The 16,919-nt window shown below is 65.7% G+C and carries 15 protein-coding genes; 11 read left to right on the top strand and 4 right to left on the bottom strand.

Annotation, left to right across the window (positions count from 1 at the left end; all coding sequences use genetic code 11):
- The first annotated feature begins 22 nt into the window (after window positions 1-22).
- From QX124_RS17775 to QX124_RS17750, 6 genes are all read left to right on the top strand, one after another.
- Entirely contained in the window at window positions 23-496 is a 474-nt protein-coding gene (locus QX124_RS17775; protein WP_315740790.1) for a chemotaxis protein CheW, read from the top strand.
- Between the two features lie 30 nt (window positions 497-526).
- Window positions 527-916 (top strand): response regulator, encoded by a 390-nt coding sequence (locus QX124_RS17770; protein WP_315716971.1) that lies wholly within the window; start codon window positions 527-529, stop codon window positions 914-916.
- Between the two features lie 29 nt (window positions 917-945).
- A complete protein-coding gene (locus tag QX124_RS17765) occupies window positions 946-1,815 on the top strand; it encodes a protein-glutamate O-methyltransferase CheR (RefSeq protein WP_315797848.1) in 870 nt (289 codons plus the stop codon).
- Between the two features lie 34 nt (window positions 1,816-1,849).
- Window positions 1,850-2,173, top strand: a complete 324-nt coding sequence (locus QX124_RS17760; RefSeq protein ID WP_315740788.1) for a PilZ domain-containing protein — start codon at window positions 1,850-1,852, stop codon at window positions 2,171-2,173.
- A 197-nt stretch (window positions 2,174-2,370) separates the two neighbouring features.
- On the top strand, window positions 2,371-2,880 hold the full coding sequence (locus QX124_RS17755; protein ID WP_315781508.1) for a response regulator: 510 nt from the start codon (window positions 2,371-2,373) through the stop codon (window positions 2,878-2,880).
- Between the two features lie 458 nt (window positions 2,881-3,338).
- Complete coding sequence (locus tag QX124_RS17750; protein WP_315717165.1) at window positions 3,339-3,974, top strand: response regulator transcription factor; 636 nt, start codon at window positions 3,339-3,341, stop codon at window positions 3,972-3,974.
- A gap of 99 nt (window positions 3,975-4,073) precedes the next feature.
- On the opposite strand, the gene QX124_RS17745 is transcribed toward QX124_RS17750, so the two are convergent.
- The 3 genes from QX124_RS17745 to QX124_RS17735 all read right to left on the bottom strand — a co-directional run bounded on the left by QX124_RS17745 (window position 4,074) and on the right by QX124_RS17735 (window position 9,212).
- Window positions 4,074-7,685: a PAS domain S-box protein gene (locus QX124_RS17745; RefSeq protein ID WP_315797847.1), complete on the bottom strand. Its 3,612-nt coding sequence runs from the start codon at window positions 7,683-7,685 to the stop codon at window positions 4,074-4,076.
- Window positions 7,666-8,100, bottom strand: coding sequence for a response regulator (locus tag QX124_RS17740; RefSeq protein WP_315777231.1), 435 nt, complete (start codon window positions 8,098-8,100; stop codon window positions 7,666-7,668). The genes QX124_RS17745 and QX124_RS17740 overlap by 20 nt, the downstream gene beginning before the upstream one ends.
- Before the next feature lie 401 nt (window positions 8,101-8,501).
- Window positions 8,502-9,212: a GntR family transcriptional regulator gene (locus QX124_RS17735; RefSeq protein WP_315740784.1), complete on the bottom strand. Its 711-nt coding sequence runs from the start codon at window positions 9,210-9,212 to the stop codon at window positions 8,502-8,504.
- Between the two features lie 123 nt (window positions 9,213-9,335).
- Here QX124_RS17735 and QX124_RS17730 point away from each other — a divergent pair, with 123 nt between their 5' ends.
- The 5 genes from QX124_RS17730 to QX124_RS17710 all read left to right on the top strand — a co-directional run bounded on the left by QX124_RS17730 (window position 9,336) and on the right by QX124_RS17710 (window position 14,623).
- Window positions 9,336-10,367, top strand: coding sequence for an ABC transporter substrate-binding protein (locus QX124_RS17730; RefSeq protein WP_315797846.1), 1,032 nt, complete (start codon window positions 9,336-9,338; stop codon window positions 10,365-10,367).
- The gene (locus tag QX124_RS17725; protein ID WP_015663656.1) at window positions 10,367-11,131 is read left to right on the top strand and encodes an ABC transporter ATP-binding protein; all 765 of its coding nucleotides are present in this window, start codon (window positions 10,367-10,369) and stop codon (window positions 11,129-11,131) included. The genes QX124_RS17730 and QX124_RS17725 overlap by 1 nt, the downstream gene beginning before the upstream one ends.
- An 11-nt stretch (window positions 11,132-11,142) precedes the next feature.
- Window positions 11,143-12,003, top strand: coding sequence for an ABC transporter permease (locus QX124_RS17720; protein ID WP_315797845.1), 861 nt, complete (start codon window positions 11,143-11,145; stop codon window positions 12,001-12,003).
- Window positions 12,000-13,736, top strand: coding sequence for an L-arabinonate dehydratase (gene araD / locus QX124_RS17715; RefSeq protein WP_315797844.1), 1,737 nt, complete (start codon window positions 12,000-12,002; stop codon window positions 13,734-13,736). The genes QX124_RS17720 and araD overlap by 4 nt, the downstream gene beginning before the upstream one ends.
- Window positions 13,737-13,903: 167 nt before the next feature.
- Window positions 13,904-14,623 (top strand): ribonuclease activity regulator RraA, encoded by a 720-nt coding sequence (locus tag QX124_RS17710; RefSeq protein WP_315777227.1) that lies wholly within the window; start codon window positions 13,904-13,906, stop codon window positions 14,621-14,623.
- 195 nt (window positions 14,624-14,818) lie between these two features.
- Here QX124_RS17710 and QX124_RS17705 read toward each other — a convergent pair whose 3' ends face one another.
- Complete coding sequence (locus QX124_RS17705) at window positions 14,819-16,918, bottom strand: S9 family peptidase (protein ID WP_315773913.1); 2,100 nt, start codon at window positions 16,916-16,918, stop codon at window positions 14,819-14,821.
- Between the last annotated feature and the right edge of the window lies 1 nt (window position 16,919).

Here is a 16,919-nt window from a genome sequence, read left to right as displayed (position 1 = left end):
AAGCGGACAGGAGTAGCGTGCGATGAGCAGCAAGATCGAAACCACCGAAGGCGCCGCCGTCGAATACGTCACTGCGATGATCGGCGGTCAGCTCTTCGGCCTGCCCATCTCCCGGGTGCAGGACGTGTTCATGCCGGAGCGGGTGACGCGGGTGCCGCTGTCGTCGGCGGAGATCGCCGGCGTCCTCAATCTGCGCGGCCGCATCGTGACCGTCGTCGACATGCGGGCGCGGCTCGGCCTCGCCCGCGCCGAGGACGGCAAGCCGCCGATGGCGGTCGGTGTCGATCTGCGTGGCGAGTCCTATGGTCTCCTGATCGATCAGATCGGCGAGGTGCTGCGGCTGCCCGAGGAGAGCCGGGAGGAGAACCCGGTCAATCTCGACCCGCGCATGGCGAAGCTCGCCGGCGGCGTGCACCGCCTCGACGGTCAGCTGATGGTCATCCTCGATGTCGATCGCGTGCTCGAGCTCCTGCCGAAGGCAGCAATCGCCGCCTAGTCCGTCAACCGTCCCATAGGGGAGACAACAATGAAGAGCTGTCTGGTCGTGGATGACTCCAGCGTCGTGCGCAAGATCGCACGCCGTATCCTGGAGGAGCTGGGCTTCTCCGTCGTCGAGGCGGAGGATGGCGAGCGGGCGCTCGAGATCTGCACCAAGAGCCTGCCGGACGCCATTCTGCTCGACTGGAACATGCCCGTCATGGACGGCTATGATTTCCTCGGGCGCCTGCGCCGGCTGCCGGGCGGCGAAGGCCCGAAGGTGGTGTTCTGCACCACGGAGAACGACATCGATCATATTTCGCGCGCGCTGAACGCTGGCGCCAACGAATACATCATGAAGCCGTTCGACAAAGAGATTGTCGCCGCCAAATTCCAGGAAGTCGGTCTCATCCAGGCGCTGTCAGCCGAATCCGCCTGATCCCTTCGTCTGCCCAGAAGAGGCCGTCCGTGAACCAGCCTGATTATGAGTTCCTGCGCAAGCTGCTTCGAGACAAATCGGGTCTCGATCTGTCTGCCGACAAGCAATATCTGATCGAGAGCCGCCTGCTTCCGCTCGCGCGCAAGGCCGGTCTCGCCAGCATCAGCGATCTCGTCCAGAAGCTGAAGGACGGGTCGAGCGCCCTGATCAGTCAGGTCGTCGAAGCGATGACGACCAACGAGACGTTCTTCTTCCGCGACAAGGTCCCGTTCGATCACTTCCGTGACGTGATCATGCCGGAGCTCCTCAAGGCCCGCGCCAATCGCAAGTCGATCCGGATCTGGTGCGCCGCGTGCTCGACCGGCCAGGAGCCGTATTCGCTGGCGATGTCGCTCAAGGAGATGGGATCTGCGCTCAGTGGATGGCGCATCGAGATCATCGCCACCGATCTCTCCCAGGAAGTGCTCGAGAAGTCGAAAGCGGGTCTCTACAGCCAGTTCGAGGTGCAGCGCGGGCTGCCGATCCAGCTTCTGGTCAAATATTTCAAGCAGGCAGGCGAGCTCTGGCAGATCAATTCCGACGTGCGCGGCATGGTCCAGCATCGGCAGCTCAATCTGCTGCACGACTTCTCCCAGCTCGGCACGTTCGACGTCGTGTTCTGCCGCAACGTGCTGATCTATTTCGATCAGGACACCAAGATCAACATCTTCGGCCGGCTCGCCAAGCAGATGGAGCCGGACGGCTTCCTCGTACTCGGTGCTGCGGAGACCGTCGTCGGCCTCACCGACGTGTTCAAGCCGCTCACGGACCGGCGTGGCCTGTATCGCCCGAGCGGGATCGCTTCCGCGGCGAAGGCGCCCGCTCCGGGAATGCCCAGGGTCGCGGCCGCGGGCAACTAGATGTTCCCGCAGCCCAATAGAGCAGGACGCGAAGATGTCTGACGAGAACAAAGGTACGGAGCGCGTCACCTTCAGCCGCGGCTACGATGTCTGCATCATGGGCATCGACGGGACCTGGCGCAGGGACTGCCAGCTCAACGCCATCTCGGACAACGACGCGGTGCTGACGGTCGAAGGATCGATCCAGGGATTGAACCTGAAGGAGTTCTTTCTGCTGCTGTCCTCGACGGGGCTCGCCTACCGCCGCTGCGAGTTGGTCCGGGTCAACGGCTCGGAGATGGACATCCAGTTCATCAAGGGAAAGAACAAGAAGAAGCGTGGCAACGCTTCCGCCGGCCAGGAAACGACCGTCAACTAATTCGTCTTCCGGCAGCGCGGCGCATTGCGCGCCCACCGCTCGGGAAGCTTCCGCGCGCGAAGCGACGAGGAGACGCGCCGCCCCGGATCCTGCGCAAGTCCTAAGGCCGGGAGCCAGTTTTCGGAGAACCGCTTTACGCCGCCGCAGGGTCGGACGTGTATGACAATGACCTCGGTCAAATTTTCCAGGAACGACCAATGCCGGTCATGAGTTCGGAACTTGCACCCAGCCGGCCGGAGCGCGCGGACGATGGCGAACGGCGCGCGTTGCAGCTCTTGGTCGTCGACGACGACGCCGCGCAGCGGACGCTGATCGCGCTGGCGGCCAAGCAGGCCGGCCATGCCGTGACGGTCGCGGCCACCTGCAGCGACGCGATCCGCGAGGTGCGCAACAAGCGCTTCGACTGCGTGACGCTCGATCTCATGTTCGAGGATGGCGACGGGACCGAGGTCCTCAAGGTCATCGCAGATACCCGCTTCGCCGGTTCCGTGATCGTGATCAGCGGCATGGATGCGGCGAAGCGAATTGAGGCCCGGCTGCTCGCGCGCTCGCTCGGGATCGACCTGCAGAGTCTGCCGAAGCCGGTCGATCTGGCGGCGCTGCGCATCTGCCTTGCCAATCTCGGCAAGACTGCGCTCGGCCTGCCCGTGGTTCACACCTGGGGCGGCGTCGCAGCCGAAAGTGTTGCCGCGAAGCATCGGTCCTGAGAGACCTGCATCGGCACAAGCCGCGGTCCAGAGTGCACATGCTGTGCAACGTCCAAATCCCGCCGATCTCTGATCAAGACGAGGGCAAGGCTGGCTGAGGACTGCACGTCTTGTGTCAAATGCCGTGCAGATTTTCGTGGCAAGAGCCGTGCAATGGTCTGGCACCGAGCATGCCCGTTCGGCGTGGTGCAAGCCGGCAACGCCGATGCGATCAGAGTTTGACGTCGATCATGACGCTGTCGACGTTGATGTGTTTTGCAAAGCAGCATGCCGCTCACGACGGCTGCCTTGAGATCGTGTCCAGATCGTGGTCTCGTGAAGGCGGTCACCGATCTGCAGCTACTACTTGTGGGTTAGGACCATAAACCGTACAAATACGGGTGCCCAAAGCACCCGACGAGTATGGTATCATAAGACGCGCTTTCATTGTTTCTTCTCCTTTGCAAGAGCAATCGCCCATGGCCGAACAAACAACTTCCCGCGGTGAGATCTTTGTCGTCGATGACGATCCAGCCGTGCGTGACACCCTCTCGATGGTCTTGTCGGCGGGTGGGTATGAAGTGATCTGTTTTGCGGACGGCGCCGCGCTCCTGGCGGTGGCGCGGAGCAGGACACCGGCCTGTATCCTGCTCGACGTGCACATCCCCGGAAAGTCGGGTCTCGACATTCTCAGGGAACTGCACGGCGAGGACTATCCGGCTCCGATCTTCATGATCTCGGGCCAGGGCGACATCCCGATGGCCGTGAACGCGATCAAGAACGGGGCGCTCGACTTCATCGAGAAGCCGTTCCGCGGCAGTGAGATCGTGGCCCGTCTGAACGAGGCGATCGGCGCGTTCGCGCGGCGGCAGAAGGAGAATGCCTCGCCAAAGATCGGCTCGCTGCATTTCCCCGGCCGCGAGCCGCTGACGCGGCGCGAGCGCGAGGTCCTGGAACAGTTCACGGCGGGGGCCTCGAACAAGGAGGCGGGGCGCACGCTGGGCATCAGCCCGCGCACGATCGAGGATCACCGCGCCAACATCATGAAGAAGCTCGGCGCGCGCAACGCGGCCGATCTGATCCGCATCGTGATGACGGCGTCGCGCGCCAATTGAGCCGATGGCCGGGCCGCCCGCACGTGGCCTCGCTCTGGAGCAGCGGCAATCGCAAGCGCCAGGACGCGTTGGTCAGGCCGCATGGTCAAGCCGCATTGCTCAAGCCTCGGTGGCGGCGAGCGCCTTGCGGATCATCTTGGCGAGCTCGGATTTGCGGTACGGTTTCGCCAGCAGAAGAATTCCCTCGTCGAGCCGACCGTGATGCACCACGGCATTTTCGGTGTAGCCGGAGGTGAATAGGACCCGCTGCGCCGGGCGAATCCGCTGGATCTCGGATGCGAGCTGGCGGCCGTTCATCGTCCCCGGCATGATGATGTCGGTGAAGAGCAGATCGAACGGCTCTCCGGCATTGGTGATCGCCAGCGCTTCGGCGGCATTGGCCGCCTCCAGCGTCGCATAGCCCAGCGCATGGAGCTGGGCGAGAACGTAGCCGCGCACCAGCCGATCGTCCTCCACCACCAGGATCGTCTCCTGGCCGCCCTGGATCGCCGGCGCGGCGCCCGATGGCTCCGTGACCGCCTCTTCGCTGCCCGGCGGCAGGTACATCCGGATCGTGGTGCCGTGGCCTTCTTCGCTGTAGATCCTGATGTGTCCGGCCGATTGCTTCACGAAGCCGTACACCATCGACAATCCGAGGCCCGTCCCCTTGCCCGGCCCCTTCGAGGTGAAGAACGGATTGAACACCTTGTCGATGATGGCGGCCGGAATGCCGCTGCCACTGTCGCTCACCGCGATCATCGCGTAGCGACCGGGCCGCACGTCGTCGTAGAGACTTACGTAGTTCTCGTCGAGGTCGGCCCAGCCGGTCTCCAGGATGAGCTTGCCGCCATTCAGCATCGCGTCGCGGGCATTGAGCGCGAGGTTGATGACCGCCGTGGCGAGCTGGTTCGGATCGACATGCGCCACGCAGGTCTCGTCCTGGAAGACGGACTCGATCTCGATCTGCTCTCCGAGCGTCGGCCGCAGCAGCTTGGCCGTGTCGATCATCAGCGTGTTGACGTCGACCTCGCGCGGCTGCAGCGGCTGCCGGCGCGCAAAGGCGAGCAGATGCTGGGTGAGATCGGCACCGCGCGCGGCGGCCTCGTCGATCATCCTGGTGATCGCGGCGAGCTGCGGCTCCTTGGCCACGGCCGCGGCGAGAATCTCGATCGTGCCGGTGATCACGGTGAGGATGTTGTTGAAGTCGTGCGCGATGCCGCCGGTGAGCTGGCCGATCGCCTCCATCTTCTCGGACTGGCGGATCCGCTCCTCGGTCGCGATCTTGTCGGTGAGGTCGCGGAAGAAGCCGTTCAGCACGAAGCCGTTGCGGGTCTTCAGCGCGGTCACGCTGAGCTCGGCCTTGAACTCGCGGCCGTCGCGCCGCTTCACCATGACCTCGCGCCGACGGCCGACCCCGAGCGCGCTCGCTTGTCCGGTCATCAGGATGCGGCCGAGCGCCTCGCGCAGCTCCTCGCCGACGTCCCCGACCGTGATCACGTCGAACACGTCCTTGCCGATGATCTCGGCGCGCGACCAACCGAAGATCTTCTCGGCCTGGGAGTTCCAGTTGAGAATGGCGCCGTTGTCGTCGACCTGGACGAAGGCATCGAGCGCGGTCTCGATGATGTTGCGGGCGAGCTGCTCGCTCTCCCGCAGCGTCTCCTGCGCCAGCCGGCTCTCGGTCATGTCGCGCCCGATGAAGAAGTGGCGCTGCACCGGCTCCGACCAGTTCGAGGTCCAAGACAGAGTCACCACGCGGCCGTCCTTGTGGACGTAGCGGCAGTCGGAGGTGCGTGCGCGCAGGCCGAGGCGCGAGGCGCGAAGCTCCTCGCGTGCTTTGAGCAGATCGCCGGAGTGGATGAAATCCGCGCCGCTGCGGCCGATCATCTCGGCCGGCGTATAGCCGAGAATCGTCTCCACGCTCGGTGAGACCTGGACCAGGATGCCATTGCGGTCGGTGATGAGGATCAGGTCCCGCGACGTCTCGAAGATGCGCCGCCGCTCCTCGGTCTGCTGGCGCAGCGCCAGCTCGGTCCGGCGGCTCTCGGTGACGTCGCGTGCGATCTTGGAGGCGCCGATGATCTGGCCCGTCGGCGACTTGATCGGCGAGACGCTGAGCGAGACCTGGACCAGCTCACCGTCCTTCCGGATCCGCACCGTCTCGAAGTGCTGGATCCGCTCGCCGCGGGCCATGCGCGCCAGAATGTCCTGGGCCTCGGCCATGCGCTCTGGCGGCACGAGGAAATCCGCACGGCGGCCCACGGCCTCCTCGGCGGAGTAGCCCAGCATGGCCTCGGCTGCCGGATTCCACGCAGTGATGGTGCCGTCCAGCGACAGCGTCACGATCGCGTCGTTCGACGATTCCACCGCTGCACTGTAGAGGCGTTCGCGGGCGGCGAAATGGTCGCGCGCCGCTTCGGTCAGGTAATGCTCCTGGACTTCGCGCTCGAGCTCGGCGGTCTTGGTGCGAACCTCGTCCAGCACGCGGGCAAAGGCGCGCGCCAGCACGCCGGTCTCGCCGACCGCCTCGAGCGGAATGTTCACCGCCTCGCCGCGGCCCACGCCCTCGACGGCCTGGGTCAGCTGGTTGATCGGCCGCGTCAGCGAGCGCGCGACCACGAAGGCGAGCGCTGCTGCGCACAGCATCGCGATCAGGCCGACCTCGATCGCCGTCTTGCGGATGGCGAGGGCGGGCGCCATGAAGGCGGTGTTCGGGATCGTCTCGATCACCGCCACCCATTCCTGTCCCGCGAGCAGCGCCGGAGCAAAGGCGACGCCGCCGGGACGATCGGCCTCGTCGTGCAGGATCCGCGCGAAACTCTCGGCGCTGCCCGTCGCGCCGGCGAGCGTCGGAAAATCGTCCTGCCATCGCGTCGATCGGCCGCGTTTGGAGGCGAATTCCCGGTCGGATTCGGGATGGAAGAGATAGTCGCCGCGGGCGTTCACCACGTAGAGCTGGGCGCCCGGCCGGGCCGCGGCGCGCAGATGCGCGAAGATCGGGCGCATGTCGAGATCGATCATCAGGATCGCGTACGGCTTGCCGTCCGGCGCGAACACCGGCGTGCCGACGCACAGCATCGGCACGCCTGTCTTGGGATCCGTCGTGTTGCCGTCGAGAATGATCGGCGAGAGTCGGATGCCGCCGGGCGGCAGGCTCAGCGTCTCCTTGATGTAGTTGCGCTCGCCGCGCGTGATCAGCTCGTTCTCCGGAACGATCCGCACCGTGTTGCCCGGCCCGAGCCGGTCGACCCGGATCAGCTCGCGATAATTGTTCTCGATCCCGACAAGGCGGATCATCGCGTAGGTCTGCTTGGCCTGCAGCTCGGCGAAGTAGCGCATTGCGACCCGCTCGCGCCACGACTGCGCCGGCAGCCCTTCGCGGGGATCGGGAGCCCCCGTCTTCAGCGTGCGTATCAACGTTGCCAGATTTGGCGAGGCGCGATAGCCGTTGATGTCGTTGCGGGCGCCGCCGACATAGTTTTCGAGCTCGGTCGCCATCAGGCGCGAATGCGACTCGATTCGATCGAGCGCGCGCGGCAGCAGCGCCCGCTCGAGGCTGCGGTAGCCGAGCCAGCCGACGGCGAACACCGCGATCGCGACCAGCAGGATCATCGCGACAGCCAGTCGCGTCGTCAGCGTGATGCGGCCGCCGAGCCGCGGACCCTCGCTCGCGGGCTGCGCGCCGCTCAGCAGAGGCTCTTCGCTTCGGCTGTCAGGAGTTCGGAACAGCATCGTGGCCTGGCCTGGGTCGAGTAGCCTGATCGCCTGCCGATGCCAGGCAATCGGAAACCATCGTCAGGAGGGCTGCCGGCTTGAACGGCTTGGGCAATGCGGAAACCGCTCCCAGCTTGGTGGCCATGGCAAGATAGTCGGGCTCTGACATCGAGGTCGGGGTGTGGGGACGTCCCGAGGTCATGATGATCGGAACACCCGGCGTTTGCTTGAGGATCATGCGCATCGCCTCCAGCCCGTCCATGCCCGGCATGAAGATGTCCAGGATCACCAAGTCGAAGCTCTCGCTTTTGAAGCGGACGAGCGCCTTCTGGCCGTCACCGGCGATGCCGACGACGTGACCGGCCCGTTCGAGCACGCGCTGAATTGTCAGCTGCATGAGCGGATCGTCGTCCACGACCAGAATCTTCGCCACGCTCCGCATCTCCCGATTGGCTGGCAGCAAGACCAACGGTCAGTTGTAAAGGTTTTGCCCAATTCGCGGCGCGCCGCAAGCGCTTCGCCGCGCAAGTCACATGCAGGATGGGACGCGGTGATCGATGTCCCGTGCGGGCGAAGGGTGGAGCATCCGGGCGCCGTGCCTGCATTCGAGGCGCTCGCGCCGTAGTTGCATGGCGCGGAGCGCTTCACAATCGCCTCGTCCCGGCGAGGGCAGTCGCGCTGAATGCACAATATTTGAGCACATGTCTAAGGTCGACGATCCCGGGCGGCGCGACGGGTGGGAGACGATGCGGACCTGCACGGGACGGAGTGGCCACAGGGCGACATGCCGGGGTGCGGCGTGACACCGCTTACGTCCTCCGATTGGGCGGGCCGCTAGCTGCTGAGATAGTCCGGCCAGCGGCCGCGAATGGTCGCGAGGTCGCTCAGCGTGCCGGTCAGGTGCTCGCGCAGATGCGTCTGCGCCTCGTCCGGCCGGCCCGCGGCGATCGCGTCGACGATCTGCTTGTGGTGGCGCAGGATGGTCTGCGCCTTGCCGGGCGAAGGCAGATGCAGCCGGCGCAGCCGGTCGATGTGACCGCTGCGGCTGCGGACCAGACTCCACAGCTCGTGCTTGTCCGCGGCGGTGTAGAGCCGCTCGTGGAATGCGTTGTCGACGATCGTGAACGAGGTGAAGTTGCCGTCCTTGGCGAACCGTCTCTGCTGGGCGATCAGGGCATGCAGCTCGTCGATCGGGGCCGCCGCCGGTGTCAGCGCGAGCAGCCGCACGATCTCGAGCTCCAGCGCCTGGCGCAGGAACTGCGCCTGCTGCGCGCGAGCCACGTCGATGCGGCTGACCAGGGTCGCATGCTGCGGGAAGACGTCGACCAGGCCCTCTTCGGCCAGCCGCATCAGCGCGTCCCGGATCGGTGTCGAGCTGAGGCCGAACTCGGCTTGCAGCGCCGGCCGCGACAATGGCGCTCCCGGCGGCAGCGCCAGCGCGATGATCTGGTCGCGCAACCGCTCGAAGACCTGCGGTGCCGCGCGCCGGCTCGGATCGAGCCGTTCGGGCGGGAGAACCGCAGCAGGCGTCGCGGGCAATGCCATTTGGTCGGACGTCCGGCTCGAATGTCGCAGGGCAGAACAGCCCTTGTCAGAGATGCACTAATGCATTAGTGCATCTCTCCGCCGGCCGTCAAGAAGGAGCCGGCACGCGAGGAGGGATGTCCCATGTTCGAGAAGTTCGGGCGCTCGGCCGCACGAGCCGCCGGCCTGCTGGCCGCGCTGCTGATCGCGGCGGCCTGGAATGACGCGGCACAGGCCCAGCAGAAGACCGAGGTCTCGCTGTCGCGCCAGCCCGGCATCTTCTACATGCCGAGCCACATCATCGAGAAGAACAAGCTGATCGAGAAGCATGCTGCCGCGCTTGGCGTGCCTGGCATCACCACCAAATGGCTGACCTTCTCCGGCGGCGGCGCGCAGACCGATGCGCTGCTGTCGGGCAGCGTCGACATTCTCAACACCGGCACCGGCAATCTGCTGTTGTTGTGGGACCGTACCCGCGGCGGCGTGAAGGGTATCGTCGCGACCTCCGCACAGCCGATGACCCTGATCAGCCGCGATCCCAACATCAAGTCGATCAAGGACTTCGGTCCCAGCGACAAGATCGCCGTGCCGACCGTCAAGGTCTCGACCCAGGCCATCGTGCTGCAGATCGCGGCCGCCGAGGCGTTCGGCGCCGATCAGTGGAACAAGCTCGACGCCAACACCGTGCAACTCGGCCATCCCGACGCCTATACCGCGCTTTCGAACCCGCAGCACGAGGTGCACAACCATTTCTCGATTCCGCCCTATACGTTCCTCGAATTGAAGAACGTCCCCGGCGCGCACGTCGTGATGAATTCGCCCGACGTGATGGGTGGACCGCTCAGCCAGGCGCAGTTCTTCACCACGACGAAGTTCGCGGACGCCAACCCGAAGATCATCCAGGCGGTCCGCGACGCCACCAAGGAGGCGCAAGACCTGATCCGCAGCGATACCCGGACGGCGGTGGAGATCTACAAGGAGATCACCGGCGACAAGACCTCGGTCGAGGATCTGCTCGCCTGGCTCAAGGAGCCCGGCATGATGGAGTGGAACCTGGAGCCGCAGGGCACGATGAAGTTCGCCGCGCATCTCGCCAAGATCGGCACCATCAAGACCCAGCCCAAGGCCTGGACCGACTACTACCTGCAGGTCGCCCATGATCTGAAGGGCAACTGATGTCTGCGCTGCTCGATGTCGATGGCGTCACTTTGCGCTACAAGACCTCCAGCGCCGTGATCACGGCGACCGAACGCGTCGGCTTCTCCGTCGACCGCTCCGATCGCTTCGTGCTGCTCGGACCGTCCGGCTGCGGCAAGTCCACCCTGCTGAAGGCGGTCGGTGGCTACATCAAGCCGAGCGAGGGACGGATGCGCATCAACGGCCGCGAGATCACCGGTCCCGGCGCCGACCGCATGATGATCTTCCAGGAGTTCGATCAACTGCTGCCGTGGAAGACCGTGCTCGCCAACGTGATGTTCCCGCTGCTGACGGCGCGGCGCATGCCGCGCAAGGAGGCCGAGAGCCGCGCCCGCGCCTATATCGAGAAGGTCGGGCTGACGCGCGTCGTCGATGCCTATCCGCATACGCTGTCGGGCGGCATGAAGCAGCGCGTCGCGATCGCCAGGGGCATGGCGATGGAGCCGGACATTCTCTTGATGGACGAGCCGTTCGCGGCGCTCGACGCGCTGACGCGGCGCACCTGCCAGGACGAGCTGTTGCAGCTCTGGAACGAGACCAAGTTCACGGTGCTGTTCGTGACGCATTCGATCGCGGAAGCCATCAAGATCGGCAACCGCATCCTGTTGCTGTCGCCGCATCCGGGCCGGGTCAAGGCCGAGGTCATCGACGTCGACAAGGTGTCGGCCGAGGATGGCAGTGCCGCACGCCTGGAGAAGCAGATCCATGACCTGCTGTTTTCTGAACCCGCAACGGCACATTGAGGGCCGCTCCCATGGCTGACGCAAAGATCATCCTGCGCGACACGGCTGCGGCGAGCGCGTCCCCGGCCGAGGTCGAGCGCAAGCTCAGCATGCTCGAGCTGCTGTGGAACGACGGCTTCGTGCGCAAGACCCTCATCATCGTGGTGCTCGCCGCGGTCTGGCAGGCGTATGGCAGCTATCTCGACAATCCGCTGCTGTTCCCGACCTTCTCCGACACCATCGTCGCGCTCTGGGAGAAGGTGCGCGACGGCACCATTCCGATGCGCGCCTGGACCTCGCTGAAGGTGCTGTTCATGGGCTATGCCGCCGGCATTACGCTGGCGGCCATCCTGACCGTGCTCGCGATCTCGACCCGCATCGGCACCGATTTCCTCGAGACCGTCACGGCGATGTTCAACCCGCTGCCGGCGATCGCGCTGCTGCCGCTGGCGCTGATCTGGTTTGGGCTCGGCAGCGGCAGCCTCGTCTTCGTGCTGATCCATTCGGTGCTGTGGCCGGTCGCGCTCAACACCCATTCCGGCTTCAAGAGCGTGTCCAACACGCTGCGCATGGTCGGCCGGAACTACGAGCTGAGCGGCTTCTCCTATGTTATTCGCATCCTGATTCCGGCGGCGTTCGGCGCCATCCTCACCGGCCTCAAGATCGGCTGGGCGTTTGCGTGGCGGACCCTGATCGCGGCCGAGCTGGTGTTCGGCGTGTCCTCGGGGCAAGGCGGCCTCGGCTGGTTCATCTTCGAGAACCGCAATTTGCTGGAGATTCCCGCCGTTTTCGCCGGCCTCTTGACCGTGATCGTGATCGGCCTCGTGGTCGAGAACCTGATCTTCCGCACCATCGAGCGCCGGACCGTGCTGACCTGGGGGACGCAATCATGAGCGAGCGCAAGCAACCCGATCAGCTGCGCAGCGCGCGCTGGTTCGCGCCCGACGATCTCCGCTCGTTCGGCCACCGCTCGCGCGTGATGCAGATGGGCTACGCCCAGGAGGAGTGGAAGGGCCGGCCGGTCATCGCCATCGTCAATACCTGGTCCGACGCCCAGCCCTGCCACATGCACTTCAAGCAGCGGGTCGACGACGTCAAGCGCGGCGTGCTGATGGCCGGTGGCTTCCCGATCGAGCTGCCGGCGCTGTCGCTGTCGGAGTCGCTCCTGAAACCAACCACGATGCTCTATCGCAACATGCTGGCGATGGACGTCGAGGAACTGCTGCGCAGCCATCCCGTCGACGGCGTCGTGCTGATGGGCGGTTGCGACAAGACCACGCCGGCGCTGCTGCTCGGCGCCACCAGCATGAACCTGCCGGCGATCTATCTCCCCGCAGGGCCGATGCTGCGCGGCAATTGGAAGGGAAAGACGCTCGGCTCGGGCTCCGATGCCTGGAAGTACTGGGACGAGCGGCGTGCCGGCAAGCTGTCGGATGCCGACTGGAATGCGATGGAGGCGGGCATCGCGCGCAGCCACGGCACCTGCATGACCATGGGCACGGCCTCGACCATGACCGCGATTGCCGAGGCCATCGGCATGACCTTGCCCGGCGCCTCGTCGATTCCCGCCGCCGATGCCGAGCACATCCGCATGAGCTCGGAGTGCGGCCGCCGCGTCGTCGAGATGGTGTGGGAGGACCTGACGCCGTCGAAGATCCAGACGCGGCCAGCGTTCGAGAATGCGATCGCGGTCGCGATGGCGATGGGCTGCTCCACCAACGCGATCATCCACGTGATCGCGCAGGCACGCCGCGCCGGCGCCGATATCGGCCTCGACGATTTCGAGGCCGCGAGCCGCAAGGTGCCGGTGCTCGCCAATGTCCGGCCGAGCGGCGACACCTATCTGATGGAGGACTTCTACTACGCGGGCGGGCTGCCCGGCCTGATGAGCCGGATGAAGGAGCATCTCCATCTCGACTGCCTTACCGTCAACGGCCGCACGCTGGGCGACAACATCGCGGGCGCCGGCGTCTACAATGACGATGTCATCCGTCCGCAATCCAATCCGATCTATCGCGAAGGCGCGCTGGCCGTGCTCAAGGGCAACCTTGCGCCGGATGGCTGCGTCATCAAGCCGTCGGCCTGCGATCCGCGATTCCTGAAGCACACCGGCCCGGCGCTGGTGTTCGACGACTATCCCTCGATGAAGAAGGCGATCGACGATCCCGATCTCGACGTGTCAGCCGATCACGTGCTGATCCTGCGCAATGCCGGGCCGCAAGGCGGGCCGGGGATGCCGGAATGGGGCATGCTGCCGATCCCGACCAAGCTCGTGCGCGAGGGCGTGCGCGACATGGTCCGGCTGTCCGACGCGCGCATGAGCGGCACCAGCTATGGCGCCTGCATCCTGCACGTCGCGCCGGAGGCCTATGTCGGCGGTCCCCTGGCGCTGGTGAAGAACGGCGACCGCATCACGCTCGACGTCGCCGCGCGCACAATCAATCTTGATGTGCCTGAGGACGAATTGGCGCGCCGTCGCGCCGCCTGGACACCGCCAACGCCGCGCTTCGAGCGTGGCTATGGCTGGATGTTCGCCCGCCACATCAAGCAGGCCAATGACGGCTGCGATTTCGACTTCCTCGAGACCGGCTTCGGCGCCGCGGTCGGGGAGCCCGCGATTTATTAGTTCATAGCGCCGCGTTAGCCCGCGCTGTTCCGCGCACCCGGTGCGCTCCCTCCCCCCTTGCGGGGGAGGGTCGGGGAGGGGGGTACCCCAAGCGACACCGTTGATGTGGACCCCCACCCCCAACCCCTCCCCGCAAGGGGGAGGGGAGAACTGCGAGCACCGACCGCATGACCAGACTCAGCACCGCCACCCGCAACAAGCTCAAGACCGTTTCGACCGCGACCGTCGCCACCGCGCTGTTCAAGCGCGGCCTGCGCATCCAGTGCATCCAGAACGTCCACCCGCTCAATCCGGGGCAGCCGACCATGGTCGGCGAGGCCTTCACCCTGCGCTATATCCCGGCGCGCGAGGACCTCAACACCATCGAGGTGTTTCGCGACCGTGCCCATCCGCAGCGCAAGGCCGTGGAGGAATGCCCGCCCGGCGCCGTGCTGGTGATGGACAGCCGCAAGGATCCGCGCGCCGCCTCGGCCGGCGCGATCCTGGTGAGCCGCCTGCAGCAGCGCGGCGTCGCCGGTGTCGTCACCGATGGCGGGTTTCGCGATGCGGCCGAGATCGCCAAGCTCGGCATCCCCGCGTTTCATCAGCGCCCGAGCGCGCCGACCAATCTCACCCTGCATCATGCGATCGAGATCAACGGCCCGATCGCCTGCGGCGACGCGCCGGTGTTTCCCGGCGACGTGATCCTCGGCGATTCCGACGGCGTCATCGTCATCCCCGCCCATCTCGCGGACGAGATCGCGGAGGAGACGTTCGAGATGACCGCGTTCGAAGATTTCGTCGCCGAGCAGGTCGCGAACGGCCGCTCCATCCTCGGCCTCTATCCGGCGACCGATCCGCAGACGCCGGCGGATTTCGCCGCGTGGCGCGCGAAGAACGGCAGGTAACCGTCACACACTCCGCTGTCGTCCCGGCCTTGAGCCGGAACCCAGAAACACAGGCGGATGTGACTACGAAGAAGGTGGCTCCAGCCTGCCCAACAACCGAGGACGGTGGTTATGGGTCCCTGCGTTCGCAGGGACGACACTGTTGGTCGGGCGAGATCCCGCTACACATCTCGCTGTTGCTGTCAGTCGCCGCGCTCACGCGCTTCTATCCGCCAAGCCCACCGCCCACAGCGCGAACGCATAGACGATCGCGACCTCATCCAGCCGGTTGAAGCGGCCGGAGGCGCCGCCGTGGCCGGCGCCCATGTTGGTGCGCAGCACGACAGGGCCGCCACCGGTCATGGTCGCGCGCAGCCGGGCGATCCACTTCGCCGGCTCCCAATAGGTGACGCGCGGGTCGGTGAGACCGGCCATCGCGAGGATCGCGGGATAGGGCTTGGCAGCGACGTTGTCGTAGGGCGAGTAGGACAGGATGGTGCGAAAATCCGCTTCGCTCTCGATCGGGTTGCCCCATTCGGGCCATTCCGGCGGCGTCAGCGGCAGGCTGTCGTCGAGCATGGTATTGAGCACATCGACGAACGGCACCTCGGCGACGATGCCGGCGAACAGCTCGCCCGCGCGGTTGGCGACTGCGCCCATCAGCATGCCGCCGGCGCTACCGCCATGGCCGACGATGCGCTTCTCGCTGGTGTAGTTGGCGGCGATCAGCGCCCGCGCACAGGCTGAGAAATCGTCGAAACTGTTGGTCTTCTTCTCGCGCTTGCCGTCGAGGTACCAGCCCCAGCCCTTGTCAGTGCCGCCGCGAATATGCGCGATGGCATAGACGAAGCCGCGGTCGACCAGCGACAGCCGGTTGGTGGAGAACGACGCCGGCATGGCATGGCCGTAGGACCCGTAGCCGTAGAGCAGCAGCGGCGCTGACCCGTCGGCCTTGAAGTCGCGCCGATGCAAGAGCGAGACCGGCACCTCGGCGCCGTCGTCCGCCTTCGCCATGATGCGCGTGGTGACGTAGTCCGCCGGATTGTGCCCCGACGGGATTTCCTGGCGCTTGCGCAGCGTTCTAGCGCGCGTCACCATGTCGTAATCCCACACCTCCGACGGCGTCGTCATCGACGAATAGGCAAAGCGCAGGTTGGTGGTGTCGAACTCGTAGGAGCCCATCGCGTCGAGCGAATAGGCACCCTCGTCGAAGGCGATCGCGTGCTCCTCGCCGGATTTCAGGTCGCGGATCACGATCGACGGCAGCGCATTGGCGCGCTCCAGCCGCACCAGATGGCCGGCATAGAGATCGTGGTCGAGCACATAGATGCCGGCGCGATGCGGAATGAGGTCGCGCCAATTGGTGCGCTCGGGCGCGGCCAGCGGCGCGGTCACGATCTTGAAGTCGATCGCGCCGTCGGCATTGGTGAGAATGAGCAGCTCGTCGCCGCGATCGGCGATCGAATATTGCACGCCGTTCTCGCGCGCGGCGACCAGACGCGGCGGCGCATCGGGATGATCGAGATCGATCAGCCGCTGCTCCGAGGTCTCATGGTCGCCCCCGGCAATCACGCAGAACCGGCCGGAGGTCGACTCGTGCACATGGGTGAACCAGCCGGTGTCCTTCTCCTCATAGACCAGCAAATCGTCTGATTGGTTGGTGCCGAGCTTGTGCCGCCACACCTGCATCGGGCGGTGATTGTCGTCGAGCTTGACGTAGAAGAAGCTCTTGCAGTCACGCGACCACACCACGCCGCCGTCGGTCTCCTCGACGAGATCGACGAGATCGTTTCCACCGTCCCAGTCGCGGACGCGGATCGTGAAATATTCCGAGCCCTTGGTGTCGGCGCTCCAGGCGGCCAGCTTGTGGTCGTGCGAATGCCGGCTGCCGCCGAACTTGAAATACTCATGCCCGCGCGCCAGAGCATCGCCGTCGAGCCCGATGGTCTCCGCCCCGCCGTTGCGCGGCGTGCGGCAGAACAGCTCGTGCTGGCCGCCCTCGCGGTACTTTCGGAAGTAGGCGTAGGGCCCGTCCGGCGATGGCACCGAGGAATCGTCCTCCTTGATGCGGCCGCGCATCTCCGCGACGAGCTTCTTCTGCAGCGGTGCGGTATGGCCGAGCACGGATTCCGCATAGGCGTTCTCGGCCTCGAGATAGGCGCGGATGTCGGCGTCGAGCAGCGACGGATCGTGCAGCACCTCCTGCCATCGCGCATCCTTCAGCCAGGCATAATCGTCGCTCACGGTGATGCCGTGGCGGGTGAAGGAATAAGGGCGGCGCGGCGCCACCGGCGCACTTGTGCTGCTGTCGGTCATG

Origin of the sequence: Bradyrhizobium sp. SZCCHNRI3043 (genome assembly GCF_032377735.1) — a bacterium.
Lineage (GTDB): Bacteria > Pseudomonadota > Alphaproteobacteria > Rhizobiales > Xanthobacteraceae > Bradyrhizobium.
Note: the sequence above shows the minus strand (reverse complement) of the source record. Positions and strands in the feature narration are given on the sequence as shown.